Here is a 13,216-nt window from a genome sequence, read left to right as displayed (position 1 = left end):
TTACTTATTAGTTCATATTCTCAGACGATGAAGTAAGGAGGACATTAAGTTAGTTTATTAGGTAAGAGCTTAATCATTGAGTATTCTCACCGTTGGTTGCCAGTCAAGTTTTCTCAGAAGTTCAATATAGTCTTGTTCCGTCATTTCTTCTGGTCGCTTACCTGATAGTGCTACAAGGATTCCCTCGACTACATTTGTTGCAAATGTTCTTCCATCGAACTCCCGAGTAGATGTAACCAGCATTTTGACTTTGCAGGCTTTCATGTTGTCAATGTCAGATTGGGTAAGCGTATTTGTAATAATTACCTTACCAGCCATAGCTTCGGACTCGGGCATGGGCATAAACCTCTTTATTATTTTGTAGTCGCCTGCCACGACATCTGCCCAGCGGAAGTACTTCTCGTGTCTAGGCGTATTCTTCTCCTGTTGCTCGCCGATTGGATAGAGCCATTTGAACGGCAGCCTGCAGATTAGCGGCAGGAAAATCAGTCCAAGTATTTTTAGCATGCCCCATGAGGTTATTGGTATCGGCACGCCAACATTGAACAGCAAATCGCCATAGATAACTCGGCCTTTGGGTCGTGTTAATCGCCAAAGTGATTCTGCCATGCCGAAGCGGTCCACCCCGCAAACTAGCAAGACTTTCTTGGTTTGGAAGTCCACGATTCCCTCGCGCTGAAGCCATTCGATGGTCTCGCGTTCAAGTGTGTTTTTGATGCCACTACCATCAACAACTGGGGTTTTAATGGCTAAGCGTGCTAATTTATCTGCGTCTCGGATTGTATACCGTCGTTTCCCAGCATAAAGATATCGGTCTATGCCACCAAGTCCGATTGCGTCTACTTTCCCGTCTAATTCGCGCATTAACTCGGCAAATCGTTTGAAGTCGCCATTTGTCCCAATCCTGGCTATCTCGAACTCTTCGCCCAGAAGAGTAGCCCTAACTGTTTTATCTCCTTTCGGCGAGCCTAGGCTCACGCTGACAATGCGCTTCATTCTTATCTCCTATTTTCCAGGAAAAACAAGGGGCTTGACTTCTTGAACTCAGCGATTGTGTAAAGCAATATGTAGTCTTCCACTCCAGTTTCCTCGGAAACGGCTTGTGCAATCTTCTCGCAATCTACCTCTGTTCGCCCGTGAATCATAGTATATATGTTGTAGGGAAAATCATGAAGCCTAGGGCGTTGGTAGCAGTGGCTTATCTCACGATACCTCGTTGCAATACCCGCAAAGCTTTCTATTAAAGTATCTGGTACGTTCCACACGCCCATTGCATTAGCTTGGAAGCCTGCCTGATGATGTCTGACCAAGGCGCCAAAGCGGCGAATAGTCCCGTCGGATTTCCATGCTTTAAGCTGAGAAAGGAGTTCCTCTTCGGCGATGCCAATGGCTTCTGATACCGCTTTGAATGGTTCTTTCTCAACCGGCAAGCCATTATTAAAGACACGTATTATGCTTTTTTGTTTCTCGTTCATTAGAACCTAAAGTTCACGTCTATTTTGAACATTCGCTCAGCTGGTAGCAAATATATGTCCGAGATGCCTGTTTTGGCTCTAATTTGGGATACGATATTGTCTATTTCAGACGAATTTTGGCATACCAATGTAAACCACAGATTATATTTGTGTCTTCTGCCATAATTGTGTGTCACCTGTGGAAACTCGTTCACAATGGTTGCAACTTCCAAAAGGCGATTTTCTGGAACTTTCATTGCTATGAGGGTGCTTTCATAGCCAAGCTTACGAGAATCAAACACTGGTCCAATCTTTCGAATAACACCGGATTCGATAAGTTGTCTAACACGTAAGAGGATTTCTGATTCAGTAGTCCCCAAGCGCTCTGCAATTGTTTGAAACGGCCGAGATTCAAGAGGGAAGTCTGTTTGAATAATGTTCAAAATCTGTCTATCCAGGTAGTCCACCGCACGTTCTCCACGGCATAGCCTTTCACAAGTATAACGTTAGTAGTTCTTCTCGTCAAATCTGGTAGGAATACGAGTGTAGTTTGGCATGGATATTGAAGCTTGATTTAGTGAGACCAAAAGAATAGACCTTCAATAAAGAAATGTAACAGGTGGTAAGCGGAATGCATATTACTTTTAGCAAAGAGAGTATTGTACTGATTGCAATATGCCTAGCCGATATGCTGTTCACCATTGTAGTTATTGCAATGGGCAAAGCAGTGGAGGCAAACCCATTAATGGCTGAATGCATTCGCCGGGGCTTTTGGCATTTCTGTTTAGTTAAGATTGGTGTTGTTATTCCGCTTGTAGTGCTTGCTGAGTGGTATAGGAACTATAACCCAGTTTTCGTGCGGAAAGCTCTACGCGTTGGAATCACAGGGTATATTAGTCTATATTTTGGCGTACTGCTTGCCGTTAATCTTTTTTAATCAACCTCCGTACCTCCACTCCTCCGGCATCGGGGCGGATTCCCGGGAGTCCGCCCCGGTTTCCTTTTTTAGTTCTTTGCAGATAGCTTTTCAATAAGTTCTGCGACCTCTTCTCTTGCTTTCAATAAAACGTGCGGATCGAGAGTATATTCCCTAGGTGAACGTACTACTGTGTCGCTAACTGCGAGAATCTTTTGAATTTTGCTTTTAGAATTGGAATCAGCCTTCCAGGCTAATTTGTTTAACAAATAGAAATATTCATAGTCCTCAATGCCGTCACGGATGCATTCCAACCTAATTGAGCTAAAAGGCTTCCCACCCGGACCTGGGTAAATAAGGTGGCCGTCGCCGTTATAGTCGTCGAAAGTAAATGTGTTCCAAGGCACATCAGGCCAGCGCTTTCCTTCTCTTATGGCTTCTAAGGCTTTTGGGTCTTCATGCGCCCGATGTTCTTCAGGTAAGCCAGCTGCTACTCGGTTTGTGGTCCAGTTATTCACGGCATAATAGAGAAATCCGGGTATGCGGTACTTCCAATTCATCCAAAAGATGACCCGCGGGTCTATTGCTGGGTAATCAATGAAGAAATTTGGATATGGATGTGCTGGCACACAGCAAACATACCACCAGACTTCATCACCTGCTTTTGTATATTCCTCGGCGTCATTCTGCTGCCAGTTGGAAGTTAGCGGCACCCAAATATCAACATAGCCTTTCAATTCTTTATTTGGAGCAACAGTGCACATCCGAGGCAAGTCTGGGAACTCTTTTTTCACCCAACCGTACATGTCGCGAAGCTCAGCATATTTATCGGGTTTGATTTCATCAAAGCCATATAGGTATGCTTTGTCCCACCAACCTCTTTCTTTGAGAAAAGCCTCATATTCCTTAATCATTTTGGCCAATTCAGACCGGCCATTTTTATCCCTATTGTGTGTGTAGGCAAGGCAAAAGGCATTCAGGCCACGCTGGATGCAAAATGGCAGGTCCTCTTTACTTGGGGCAGGTGTGTTAGTGTAAATATTGGTTGGATTGAGGCGATGCTCAAGCATGAATTCGTAATACCTGAGCTTAATTTCTTCTGTCATGCCGCCATACCAAGCAGAAATTTCATGGGGAAACAATGCAAAGGCTGTCTTTAAATGTAATGTGGTTGGGAGCGAAAAATTCCAAACCTTGACCTCGATTGGCAGTGAGGATTCCGGGGCGTTGGCTGGCTTGACGGTGATTGCCCCTTTGTAGACTCCTGCCGGAATATCTGCAGGCGAATGCACAGTCAGCCAGATGGGCTGGATGAAATCGGGCGTGACGTCGAATGTCTTCATTTCGAGAAGCGGGTCAGGCCACCAGCCGACATATTCTACGTCGTATCTAGGCTTTCTAGTTTTTACATAATCCACTAATTCGAGCTTAATTCTATCTGCCGGTATGACGGCGCCACCAGGCCCGTTAAGCGGCGAAATGGCTACCTTGACGTCTTTGAGTGCACGAGCGTATGGTAGTATGAGTACCTGGCCTGATTCATACTCATTGCGAGCTAAACTTAGCTTTAAGGGAGCCCCAATCTCACCTTCAAAAAGCTTTTCTCGGAATACCTTATTTAGAGAAACCTCTGGCGCGAGCAAGTATCCCTTGCTTTCTTTGTCGGCGCAAGCATATCGTGCGCGTGCGACGTCACTTTCTATGGCATCCAGTTTCTCTGTAAATTTGGCCCACTTTTCAGTGCTTGTATTTGCCGTTAGCGAGAAAGAGAGTATCTCATCAAGTTTCGATTTTAGTTGGCTGATAGCTTTTGAAATCTCTGGAGTTCTGGCCGTACAACCCCGCACGATTGCGCGGTATTTTTCCAAACGGGCACGATTTGGAGCGATATTGATAGAAACCGGTGCACTTCTGGCGATTTCATGCTCTGTCGGACTTTTCAATACTGCGAGGCTTAATTTGTGCTTGCCCTCTGGAACACTAACCGAAACATTCAATTCCGAATCTCCTGGAAGTACCTTACTGCTTCCCAAAGAAATCAACTTTTCGTCAAGCAGGGCTTCTGCATGAATGGATACCATCTTCTCCGTGGGATTTGAAATTTTAATTTTGAACTGATGTTTCTTCGGGAGGAGAATTTGAGTAGGGCTTATGCATGCGATAAGCACGTTGTTACCCTGGAATACTATGCGCCCAAAGTTAGCTGGTTCGTTAAATTCTACTTCAACAGGAGACCACGTGCTGAACTCTTGTCTTGATATCTGGTGCCTAGCAAAGTTTGCTTTCCATACTTCGCCTGGCTTTGGCGCCGACACCTCCAATGAATCGAATGGAATTATGAAAGTAGCCGTCCATGCGTCTTTTTCGGTATTTGTGACTACCGACCAATTGCCGTCCCAGGATTTTCCATCGGTTGATTGTCCTCTAGAGTCGTACCTTGTTCCTGCGCAGTTTGCGACCAAGTGAAAGAATGTCTTGCTATCGCATTTGGGATCAAGAAAAACCTCGACCGAGTCGTCTCTCCATGCTGGGCCATCTCTTTCCAAAACTTTGGAGCCAAGGTTCTGGGCATTTGGGTCAAAGCATCGAAAGGCAATGTACAGGTTGGCATTATCATAAGCAAGACGAACCTCGGTTTGCATAGTAGGCAAGCTTTTGCTCCTAAACCCAACAAAACCCGATATTGAAGCGGGAAAGTTTCGCATAAAATCCAGCGCAACGTTATTATTAGGAGATTTGCCATTTTGCATTATGTGCGCTACTGCTTTTGGTTCGGATATCATGCGCACAGTGACTAATGGTGAAATTACCTTTTCCGCTGAGGCAGATATCGCAATTAGAGCAAAAATAGGTATTAGGGCACGGCGAAACATCGGCCACCTCCTTGAGTTTTTGCTGTTAGCCTGATTTAGTTTAACAGAAGGGTGCAGTCTCAGCAATCCTGGACTTTTCCGATATTTCTAATCAAGCTAAGCAAAGATGTTTTCTTAATGAGTAATAAGGTGCTGAAGGATTAACTAAGAATTCGACTAATCACCTTAAATGGTAAAGCTGCTACTTTAAAGCGAAGGGATGGAACTATGGAAAAAGTTAGAATGGCAGTAATAGGCGTCGGCGGGATGGGAGCATATCACGCAAACTACCTGAGAGCTGGCGAAGTCAAAGGGGCAGAGCTTACAGCTGTATGCGATATTGACGAAAGCAAGCTGACTAAGTGGTCAGACTTGCCGACTTTTAAAGATAGCAAAGAGCTGATTCGCTCTGGGCTAGTTGATGCGGTGCTAATTGCCACACCGCATTATGATCATACGACCATTGGCATTGGTGCCATGCAGTTGGGCATTCACGTTCTCACCGAGAAGCCAATTGCTGTGCACAAAGCCGATGCTGAGCGGATGATTGAGGCGCAAAAGGCAAAAAACGTTGTCTTCGCAGCAATGTTCCAAATGCGAACGGAGCCGCTGTGGAAAAAGATTAAGCAGCTGGTGGACAACGGCGAGCTGGGCGCAATTGTTCGGATAAACTGGATTGTAACTGATTGGTTCCGAACAGAGGCATACTACGCTAGCGGTGGATGGCGTGCGACGTGGCGCGGCGAAGGTGGTGGGGTGCTACTTAACCAATGCCCGCACAACTTAGATCTTCTGCAGTGGATATTTGGCATGCCATCCAGAATTCGGGCGTTCTGCAGGTTTGGAGCTTTCCATGACATCGAAGTCGAAGATCAAGTCAGTGCCTACTTGGAGTATCCCAATGGTGCAACTGGCGTGTTCATAACAAGCACGGGCGAAGCACCAGGAACAAATAGGCTGGAGGTTGCCGGCGATAGGGGTAAGCTCGTCTATGAAAACGGAAAGATATCTTTTGCCAGGAACGAAGTTCTTGCATCCGAATTCCTCCGCACTTCGCCAATGGCATTTGCAAAACCACCTATTTGGAATGTAGAGATACCATTTAGTGGAGAGCGTGGTGGGCACAAAGTAATCACGCAGAACTTTGTTGATGCAATACTGACTGGCACGCCGCTGATTGCTCCGGCGGCTGAAGGCATCAATTCGGTTGAGATTGCGAATTGCATGCTTTATTCGACATGGACCAACTCAACGGTCGAGCTTCCTCTCGATTCGACGGCGTATGAGGCGGCGCTGAAGGAGCGAATTGCAACTTCGCGCTATGTAAAGAAAACGCTGGAGAAAGCAGAAGAAGATATTACTACTTCGTTCAAGTAGTTAGAAAAAGGGAGTGGCTGGAACGATTTTATTTCACCAATTAGCCACTCCCTTTTCTAACTATTTTTATTTGCTTTAACGTCGAATTGGGTTTTAACTTTCTGCCCAGTGGAACTTTGAATCGCCCAGTAAGAGCTGAATGTAATTAATCTGCCCATCATGGTAAGTCATATGGTTTGCAGGCAAGAAAATTGCTTCATAAAGCGGAAAAACTGCTCCCCATGGCATTGTTATCTGCTTTTCTAGATCAGCCTCCGAGTGGTTGTCAATTGCCCGGCAGACAATGTCGGCGCTGTCCTTCACCAACTGCCCAAGCTCAGTCAGTGTTGATGCCTTTCCAACGCGGTCTACAAACTCTTCTTCAAATTTGCCTGGTGTTTCACCTCTGATTGAAGCAGCCATCTGAATGTTTGAGCACGCGATTTCCTTGAGAATATCGGCGGCAGTTTTTGCGCAACCTAGCGCACACCAAAAGAGCTTTTCTGCGGGGATGTAACCAGAGTCTTTGATCAGTGTTTCGGCTTGATTTCTTATTAATTGTTTTGCAACTTCAAGAATTGATTTCATAGTTTTCCCTCCTTTGTTGTCTGTAGGCAACCGGAACTTTCGCTGGGATATTTCGTTTCCCTTATAGAATATACAAATTACGTTTGTTTTAGTTAGCACCTGGTGTTTTTTACCCATTTGTTTTTTCGCTTCTTTATCTAACCTACTATTAATCTTAGTGCTGCGATGCCCGCCAACACAAGGATAGCAGTGTTAAAAGTTCTCTGAGACATTCTAGGAAGTAGCCATTTGCCGATGAGAACGCCAGCTAAAACGGCCGGAAAAAGGGCAATATTGAACAAAAGTGAGCTGCCGGTAACAATTGGTTTTTTTGGATTGATGGCAGTCAGCAAAAAGTAAATCGGGAGTTTTCCTACATTAATAATGAAGAAGTACCAGGCAATTGTGCCCATGAATTGCTCCTTGGGGAGCTTGTGTGCCATCAAGTAGATCTGCATGATGGGCCCGGCCGCATTTGAAACTGTTGTCGCAAAGCCCGCTGATATTCCGGTGGAAGCCACTCCAATCGGCGACTTTGGAGTCAATTGCTCGCCTAGAAATCGCTGTGCAAAATGAAGTGAGAGCATTATTAGTATTAGGCTTCCGATGACAATGTCGAGAATATCGCGGTTGGTCTTTAGCAAAGCAAACTGCCAGAGGGCAATTGCCCCAACACCTACGCCAGCTACGACCCATGGCAGAAGTCCAACTAGCTTGTCCCACTGTGTATGTTTCTTATACCAGATGACTGCGAAGACGTCGCCCATTATGAGCATCGGGAGCATTATCCCTATTGAAGGGCGCGAACCGAATGCTTGTGCAAGCATCGGGACAACTAGAATTCCTATTCCAGGAATGCCGGTTTTCGATATCCCAACTAGTAAAGCTGCAACTGCTCCAAAAATCCACTGCCAAGGTTCGAGATGCACGACTACGTTCCTTTCCAGCCATAAAGGGCAACTTCACAAGCCATTGTAAGCGAAGGCGGCCTTCAACAGCAAGTTGGCATATTCTCACTGCTTATGCCAGGATTTGGGATCGCCCGTGAGTCCGATAGTACCTAAGGCCTTCTACCAGAGTTTTGATATTTTCCCATGGAGTTCCAGGAACAATAGAGCTGGATGCTCCGAGGAAAAGGCCGGTCTTCGGTCCTTTTTCGACTAGCCACGAGATTTCTCGTTTAATGTCTGATGGCTTTCCGAACGGCAGTGTCTTTGTTACTGAAACTCCAGCGATTATTATGAGGTCTGAGCCATCGCGCGCCTTCATGCGGCATATACGCTCGTAGTCCATTCCGTCCTCATACTGGAATCCTTGGAAGCCGCGAAGACCAACATCAAGCAAGCGAGGCACCATCTCCATAAGATTGCCATCACAGTGCCAAATGAGGCGAACACCAACCTTAATTAAAGGCTCCAGACAGCGGGCGAAATGCGGAAACCAAAGCCTATCCAGGGTTTCAATACGAACAAGCGTGCCACGTGAATCCGCCATATCATGGTCCATGCGGTAAAGTGGGGGCAGATTACCCTCAGCATAAGCTCTTGCTGCTGCTTTATTGTTGAGTAGTGCGAGGTCTGCCTGCAGCGAAAAGTGTTTTTCCATTATCTCTGGATATAAGCCATAGGCAGAAAAGTAGTGCACATAACCGTAGGTTCCGTATGCCAAGGTTGGAAAGCTTACAAACCCATGGCCACTCTTAAGTATGGTGGGACCGAGGCGCTTTTGAATCGCATGTTCTCTTTCAATAATTTGCTTCGAACGTGCATCTTCGTCAAAACTTGCCACGGCCGCTTGAAGTTTGGGGAAGACAAATTTTTCCATGTGCTCGACCACGGCTTCCGCAGAGTCAATCACCATCCCGTCAACAATCACTTCTTGCGCTCCAGTCGTTGCACCGTGATTGCGATTCTCATAGCCTTTATTGCCCATGGTGAGAGGATTGTCCCAAAGGTATTGGTCAAGTAGGCAAGTACCAATATTTCGCTGCATGGCAAGGTAGGTTTCTTCGGGATTCGCCATATACTCGCCAGATTCAACACCAGCAAGGCGTTCGATATGGGAGTGCTCCATAATATGAAGCATCCAGCTTGGGATGCCTTTCGTCGGCTTTTGTAGGATTGTGTCGAGCGCAAGTTGTGCACTTTGAGCCATTTTCATGCTTGTGGTTATCAGCTTCTCTGGCTTTTGGTTTAATTGGCGCTTAAGGCGAACTTTTGGACCATTTCAGCGAATTTTATAAGGGCTTTTCATCTTTTAGTATATTTGGAATGTACTCTAATCGCAAGGTATCTCGTGATAATGTCAAGTTAGATACGATTCCCGAACGCAATCGCGAATTGCAAGCGTTTGCTAAATCGGTCGGATGCCTACCACCACATATTGTAGCTACCCCTGTAGAAGCTTATTTCGGCGGCAATATGCATAATGGCCCATACAAACTTATTGCACCTACTCTTCATGTTTTCAATTTGAGAAAATTGCTCCTAATGGCTGTTATTGTTGCTTAGGTCTCAAGGTATTTCTCGAATAGATGTTTCCAGCGATGAGCAGTGGCTTTTATGTGACGAGGGGTGAAAAAGTATAAATATTTCATAGCAAGTATTGACATTGCACCTCTGCTTTGTTATACTTAGTGTCCAATTAAAACAAGAGGAATTGAATTGCGGAGCACCATGCTTTGAAGCTAGTTATCGAAAAATCAAAGCTTGGAGGCCAAGTACTTATCCCAGCCTCGAAGTCGCATACTATCCGAGCTGTAGCTATTGCCTCGCTTGCACATGGAACTAGTTTTTTGCGAAATCCCCTGTCTTCCTCAGACACGCTTGCGGCCGTAGATGTTTATCGCAGGCTTGGAGCTGATATCACCACAGGTAATGAGTGGATTGTAAAAGGGACAGGTGCAAAGCTTAACATACCCGAAGATATTCTCAATGTGGCTAATTCGGGCACAACGCTTCACATATCAATGGGCACCGCGGCGTTAATTGATGGCTATAGTGTATTCACTGGCGACTCACAAATAAGAAGTAGGCCGTCTGGTCCGTTAGTTGATGCACTTAATCAACTTGGTGCCCAGGCATTTTCGACGCGCGGAAATGGTTGTCCCCCTGTGGTGATAAGAGGACGGATGCAGGGAGGCAAGGTTAATCTAGATGGGAGCAAGAGCTCCCAATATCTTACCAGCCTCTTGATTAACTGTCCGCTTGTGGCGTCAGATACGGAAATTTTTGTTAGTAATGCTGTTGAAACGCCATATATCGAAATGACGCTTGGTTGGCTAGACGAGCAGGGGATAAGCTATGAGCGTGAAGGCTTTGAACAATTCCGTATACGAGGTGGGCAAGAGTATCGTGCTTTTGAGAAAGGTATCCCTGGCGATTTTTCCTCTGCGGCGTTTTTCCTATGTGCTGCAGCAATAACCAGTTCTGAGCTTACCCTCCTGGGACTTGACATAAATGATTCCCAGGGAGATAAGGCAATCTTAGATATGCTTAGTAAAATGGGTGCTGAGGTCCAAGTTGTCCAGGAGGGAATTTGTATTCGTGGAGGTGATCTTCAAGGCAAAGAGTTCGACTTAAATGCAACTCCTGATTTACTCCCGGCAATGGCGGTGACTGCATGCTTCGCACATGGTACGACAAGATTGGTGAATGTTTCTCAGGCACGGCACAAGGAAACCGACCGAATTAGGGTGATGTGCAAAGAGCTTAGCAAAATGGGTGCGGAAATAAAAGAATTGCCTGATGGCCTTGAGATTGTTGGTAGGCCGCTCCATGGTGCGGCTGTTCATGGGCATAGTGACCATAGAGTCGTAATGGCACTTGCGGTTGCCGGACTTGCCACGGAAGGGCGAACAGAAGTTGACACTGCTGAGGCTGTCAGCGTCACATTTCCAAATTTTGCGGAATTGATGCGGGCCGTAGGCGCAAACATGAAATAGGGAGGTATCTATATTGGTAGGAAATACGTTTGGAAGGCTCTTCAGAGTAACAGCGTGCGGAGAATCCTATGGAGACGCGCTACTCTGTATTGTTGACGGCGTCCCAGCTGGAATGGAATTGAGTGACTCCGATATTCAAAAGGAGCTCGACCGCCGTCGCCCCGGCCAGTCGCCTATTGATTCTCCACGCAAGGAAACTGACCAAGTCAAGATTGTCGCTGGCTTGCTTGAAGGCAAAACCACAGGTGCCCCAGTGGGCATGATTATTTACAACGTTGATCGCCAGCCCATACATGTTCAGCAGTATCGCGATGTAAAGAATCTTATTCGACCAGGTCATGCCGAATATACCTATTTTATTAAGTACGGGGAGTACGCCGATTGGTGTGGCGCAGGGCGTGCGAGCGGCAGAGAGACTTGCATGAGGGTGGCAGCAGGCGCCTTGGCAAAAAAGATTCTCGCAACTGAAGGCATCAAGGTTGTTGGCTACACAAAGGCATGCATGGGGATAGAGGCGAAGAACATTCCGCCTTTTGAGAAGATTGAAGAAGAGGCGCGGAAGAATATAATCGTCTGCCCTGACCAAGAGGCTGCTGAGAAAATGATTGCCCAAGTATTGGAGATTAAAGAGGAAGGCGAGACCGCTGGGGGAATCATTGAAGTTATTGCGCGCGGGGTGCCGCCTGGTCTTGGGGAGCCTGTATTCGACAAGCTTAGTGCATGTCTTGCCCATGCCCTTATGAGCATTGGTGCAATTAAGGGTTTGGAGTTTGGAGCAGGGTTCAAAGTTGCTGAGATGAAAGGCTCAGAGTGCAATGATTTCCCATATCTTGACGAAAATGGCCGGGTTCGCTTCCGAACAAACAATGCAGGCGGAATGCTTGGCGGCATTTCGAATGGCGAGGATATCGTTGCACGCCTTGCGGTGAAACCAACGCCCACTGTATCAGTTGCCCAGCCCTCAATTGATATGGAGAAAATGGAGGAAACAACTCTTGGGGCGATAACGCGGCGAGACCCGACGCTTCTATCGCGCATTATTCCAGTCGCCGAGGCTATGATGGCAATTACGTTGGTCGACCATCTGATGATGTGGCGTGGCTATGATAGCCTCCAGAAGTTCGAGCATAAATGGAAATAAAGGTTAATATCATTGCGCTGTAGGATATCACAATCCGGCAAGGCGTGCTCATGAGGATAGCAGTAATAGGCGGAACTGGGCATATCGGGCGGTTCTTGTGCGGCATGCTCCTGAAAAATGGTCATGAGGTTGTTATTATTCATTCAGGAAGGACGTCTGTTTGTGATCCGGTAATTGCAGAGAAGTCGCTCGTTGTTACTTTGCGGTATCAGGATATGTTGGCAGATGGAACCTTTGCGTCTCTCCTAGCTGACCAACATATCGAGGTAGTTATTGACATCTTGCAGGGTGACATTCAGCGAGTATATGCCGATTGCCTGAGCACCAAAGTTGAGCATCTGATTGCTTGCGGTTCGGTTTGGATGTATGGACGGCCAAAAGTCGTGCCAACTCCGGAAGTAGCGCAAACCGAGTGTCTGTTTGAGGGTTATCGTCAGCGATATGCCGAGTTGCTTGCCACCATTGAAGTAGCTCGACAGGATGGCATACCTGTAACGGCAATAATGCCACCGAATATTTGTGGGCCAGGAAAAGTGCCACTGGAGTGCAGTGGCGGCCGCTCAATCGAAGTCCACAAAGCCCATCGGCGCGGTGAACCAGTAATCTTGCCTTTTCCAGGCACAAATCTTATTGGGCCCTGCGATGCAGAAGATGTCGCCCAGGGTTTCTTATGCGCTGTGGAAAATAGAAGAGCGGCAGCATTTGAGATATTTAATGTGGGTTCTGCTTATGCTCTGACGGCGGAGAAGTTCGTAAAAACCTATGAAGAAATTTATAAGACGACTATCCCTATCGAGTACGTAAGCCCTGAGATATACGCTAGGGAAATATCGCCCAATATCAGTGCAAATTTTCATTTCCTCGAACACATGTGCCCTGATATCTCGAAGATATCTTCTAGACTGGGATATGAACCATTATATACGCCGGAAGAAACAATGGAACGGGCAGTCAAGTGGATGAATGACGAAGGATTTTTTGATTGAA

Annotated in this window: 13 protein-coding genes; 6 read left to right on the top strand and 7 right to left on the bottom strand. The window is 46.4% G+C overall.

Going from position 1 to position 13,216, the window contains the following annotated elements; translation table 11 throughout:
* Positions 1–69 precede the first annotated feature (69 nt).
* Genes K6T99_04970 through K6T99_04960 form a run of 3 tightly spaced genes read right to left on the bottom strand, consistent with a single transcriptional unit; the run spans position 70 to position 1,921 of the window.
* The gene (locus K6T99_04970) at positions 70–996 is read right to left on the bottom strand and encodes a quinate 5-dehydrogenase (GenBank protein MCL6519161.1); all 927 of its coding nucleotides are present in this window, start codon (positions 994–996) and stop codon (positions 70–72) included.
* Positions 997–998: 2 nt separating this feature from the next.
* Positions 999–1,475, bottom strand: coding sequence for an Lrp/AsnC family transcriptional regulator (locus tag K6T99_04965; GenBank protein ID MCL6519160.1), 477 nt, complete (start codon positions 1,473–1,475; stop codon positions 999–1,001).
* Entirely contained in the window at positions 1,475–1,921 is a 447-nt protein-coding gene (locus tag K6T99_04960) for an AsnC family transcriptional regulator (GenBank protein MCL6519159.1), read from the bottom strand. Before K6T99_04960 ends, K6T99_04965 begins: the two co-directional genes overlap by 1 nt.
* 164 nt (positions 1,922–2,085) lie before the next feature.
* Here K6T99_04960 and K6T99_04955 point away from each other — a divergent pair, with 164 nt between their 5' ends.
* The gene (locus K6T99_04955) at positions 2,086–2,391 is read left to right on the top strand and encodes a DUF5658 family protein (protein MCL6519158.1); all 306 of its coding nucleotides are present in this window, start codon (positions 2,086–2,088) and stop codon (positions 2,389–2,391) included.
* Positions 2,392–2,459: 68 nt separating this feature from the next.
* Here the strand turns inward: K6T99_04955 and K6T99_04950 are convergent, their stop codons facing one another.
* A complete protein-coding gene (locus K6T99_04950; protein ID MCL6519157.1) occupies positions 2,460–5,243 on the bottom strand; it encodes a DUF6067 family protein in 2,784 nt (927 codons plus the stop codon).
* A 207-nt stretch (positions 5,244–5,450) separates the two neighbouring features.
* On the opposite strand from K6T99_04950, the gene K6T99_04945 reads away from it, so the two are divergent.
* Positions 5,451–6,599, top strand: coding sequence for a Gfo/Idh/MocA family oxidoreductase (locus K6T99_04945; GenBank protein MCL6519156.1), 1,149 nt, complete (start codon positions 5,451–5,453; stop codon positions 6,597–6,599).
* 93 nt (positions 6,600–6,692) lie between these two features.
* Here K6T99_04945 and K6T99_04940 read toward each other — a convergent pair whose 3' ends face one another.
* From K6T99_04940 to K6T99_04930, 3 genes are all read right to left on the bottom strand, one after another.
* Complete coding sequence (locus tag K6T99_04940; GenBank protein MCL6519155.1) at positions 6,693–7,166, bottom strand: DUF1572 domain-containing protein; 474 nt, start codon at positions 7,164–7,166, stop codon at positions 6,693–6,695.
* Between the two features lie 137 nt (positions 7,167–7,303).
* Positions 7,304–8,074 (bottom strand): sulfite exporter TauE/SafE family protein, encoded by a 771-nt coding sequence (locus tag K6T99_04935; protein ID MCL6519154.1) that lies wholly within the window; start codon positions 8,072–8,074, stop codon positions 7,304–7,306.
* A 91-nt stretch (positions 8,075–8,165) separates the two neighbouring features.
* Positions 8,166–9,299 carry a hypothetical protein gene (locus tag K6T99_04930; protein MCL6519153.1) on the bottom strand — a complete coding sequence of 378 codons (1,134 nt, stop codon included), beginning with the start codon at positions 9,297–9,299 and terminating at the stop codon, positions 8,166–8,168.
* 116 nt (positions 9,300–9,415) lie between these two features.
* Between K6T99_04930 and K6T99_04925 the strand changes: the two genes are divergently transcribed.
* The 4 genes from K6T99_04925 to K6T99_04910 all read left to right on the top strand — a co-directional run bounded on the left by K6T99_04925 (position 9,416) and on the right by K6T99_04910 (position 13,215).
* The gene (locus K6T99_04925; GenBank protein ID MCL6519152.1) at positions 9,416–9,655 is read left to right on the top strand and encodes a hypothetical protein; all 240 of its coding nucleotides are present in this window, start codon (positions 9,416–9,418) and stop codon (positions 9,653–9,655) included.
* Positions 9,656–9,825: 170 nt separating this feature from the next.
* Positions 9,826–11,088 (top strand): 3-phosphoshikimate 1-carboxyvinyltransferase, encoded by a 1,263-nt coding sequence (gene aroA, locus K6T99_04920; protein MCL6519151.1) that lies wholly within the window; start codon positions 9,826–9,828, stop codon positions 11,086–11,088.
* A gap of 13 nt (positions 11,089–11,101) precedes the next feature.
* Entirely contained in the window at positions 11,102–12,229 is a 1,128-nt protein-coding gene (aroC, locus tag K6T99_04915) for a chorismate synthase (protein ID MCL6519150.1), read from the top strand.
* 50 nt (positions 12,230–12,279) lie between these two features.
* Entirely contained in the window at positions 12,280–13,215 is a 936-nt protein-coding gene (locus K6T99_04910; protein MCL6519149.1) for an NAD(P)-dependent oxidoreductase, read from the top strand.
* The last annotated feature ends 1 nt before the right edge of the window (position 13,216 follow it).

Source organism: Armatimonadota bacterium, assembly GCA_023511795.1.
Lineage (GTDB): Bacteria > Armatimonadota > UBA5829 > DTJY01 > DTJY01 > JAIMAU01.
Note: the sequence above shows the minus strand (reverse complement) of the source record. Positions and strands in the feature narration are given on the sequence as shown.

Bases quoted from the DNA above. Each gene is read 5' to 3' on its own strand.
- K6T99_04945 (MCL6519156.1), top strand. From the start codon at position 5,451: ATGGAAAAAGTTAGAATGGCAGTAATAGGCGTCGGCGGGATGGGAGCA.
- K6T99_04950 (MCL6519157.1), bottom strand. From the start codon at position 5,243: ATGTTTCGCCGTGCCCTAATACCTATTTTTGCTCTAATTGCGATATCT.
- K6T99_04930 (MCL6519153.1), bottom strand. From the start codon at position 9,299: ATGGCTCAAAGTGCACAACTTGCGCTCGACACAATCCTACAAAAGCCG.
- K6T99_04955 (MCL6519158.1), top strand. From the start codon at position 2,086: ATGCATATTACTTTTAGCAAAGAGAGTATTGTACTGATTGCAATATGC.
- K6T99_04965 (MCL6519160.1), bottom strand. From the start codon at position 1,475: ATGAACGAGAAACAAAAAAGCATAATACGTGTCTTTAATAATGGCTTG.
- K6T99_04925 (MCL6519152.1), top strand. From the start codon at position 9,416: ATGTACTCTAATCGCAAGGTATCTCGTGATAATGTCAAGTTAGATACG.
- K6T99_04970 (MCL6519161.1), bottom strand. From the start codon at position 996: ATGAAGCGCATTGTCAGCGTGAGCCTAGGCTCGCCGAAAGGAGATAAA.
- K6T99_04940 (MCL6519155.1), bottom strand. From the start codon at position 7,166: ATGAAATCAATTCTTGAAGTTGCAAAACAATTAATAAGAAATCAAGCC.
- K6T99_04910 (MCL6519149.1), top strand. From the start codon at position 12,280: ATGAGGATAGCAGTAATAGGCGGAACTGGGCATATCGGGCGGTTCTTG.